The organism is Helicobacter pylori, from assembly GCF_017594925.1.
Lineage (GTDB): Bacteria > Campylobacterota > Campylobacteria > Campylobacterales > Helicobacteraceae > Helicobacter > Helicobacter pylori_DP.
Map to the genome: position 1 here is coordinate 1 of NZ_JAALNT010000039.1, position 1,520 is coordinate 1,520.

1 pseudogene is annotated in these 1,520 nt (G+C 38.2%); it reads left to right on the forward strand.

The annotated features are described in order from the left end of the window. A pseudogene (gene babB / locus G6069_RS07830) lies at positions 1–791 on the forward strand (Hop family adhesin BabB); the annotation flags it as partial. Between the last annotated feature and the right edge of the window lie 729 nt (positions 792–1,520).

The window sequence follows — 1,520 nt, forward strand, 5'->3', positions numbered from 1 at the left end:
ATTTCAAATCCCGATACAATGAATTGGGCAACACCTATAACAGCATCACCACCGCGCTCTCTAGCATCCCTAACGCGCAAAGCTTGCAAAATGCGGTGAGCAAAAAGAATAACCCCTATAGCCCGCAAGGCATAGAAACCAATTACTATCTCAATCAAAACACTTACAACCAAATCCAAACCATCAACCAAGAACTCGGGCGTAATCCTTTTAGGAAAGTGGGTATCGTTAGTTCTCAAACCAACAATGGCGCCATGAATGGGATCGGTATTCAGGTGGGCTACAAGCAATTCTTTGGGCAAAAAAGAAGATGGGGCGCTAGGTATTACGGCTTCTTTGATTACAACCATGCGTTCATCAAATCCAGCTTTTTCAACTCGGCTTCTGATGTGTGGACTTATGGCTTTGGAGCGGACGCTCTTTATAACTTCATCAACGATAAAGCCACCAATTTCTTAGGCAAAAGCAACAAGCTTTCTGTGGGGCTTTTTGGCGGGATTGCGTTAGCGGGAACTTCATGGCTTAATTCTGAATACGTGAATTTAGCCACCGTGAATAACGTCTATAACGCTAAACTGAACGTGGCGAATTTCCAATTCTTATTCAACATGGGAGTGAGGATGAATTTGGCCAGGCCCAAGAAAAAAGGCAGCGATCATGTGGCACAACACGGCATTGAACTAGGGCTTAAAATCCCCACCATTAACACGAACTACTATTCCTTTATGGGGGCTGAACTCAAATACCGCAGACTCTATAGCGTGTATTTGAATTACGTGTTCGCTTATTAATGTTTGGCTCTTTGTGGAACTCCCTTTTTTAACTCTCTTTTTGGGGGGTTTGTTTTTTGAATTTTCTTTTTTTGAACCCTTTGTTTTAGGGGGCTTCTTTTTAAGGGGTTTCTTTTTTAAAGCCTTTCTTTTTGAACTCTCTTTTTTTTTTGAACTCTCTTTTTTTAAACCCTCTTTTTTTAAGGGATTTCTTTTTAAAGCTTTTTTAAAGCCTTTTTTTTTGGGGTTTGATCTTTTTCTTTTTACCAATCCCCACTACTTTCGCTTTTTAATCTTTGAGTTTTATTTTTGGGGAGAGTTTGATGTAAAATCCTTTTTCTTTTGAACCCCCTCTCTTAAATCCTCTTTTTTTTGGGGGTTTCTTGTTTTGAACCCTTTGTTTTAGAGGGCTTCTTATTGAGAGATTTCTTTTCTTAAACCCTCTTTTTTTAAACCCTCTTTTTTTAAGGGATTTCTTTTTAAAGCTTTTTTGAAGTCTTTTTTTTAAATTCTTTTTTTGGGGGTTTGATCTTTTTCTTTTTGCTGACCCCCACTACTTTCGCTTTTTAATCTTTGAGTTTTTATTTTTGGGGGGGGGTTTGATGAAAAATCCTTTTTAGCGTTTTTGATGATTAGTTAGTGGGAAACTTGGCGCTAATTTAAGCGATAGTTTTTAAAAAGCGCTTCTTTATATAGGGGGTTTAAGTTGGAGATTAAAAGGGGGAGAATGGTTTCAAATACTTCCTATCT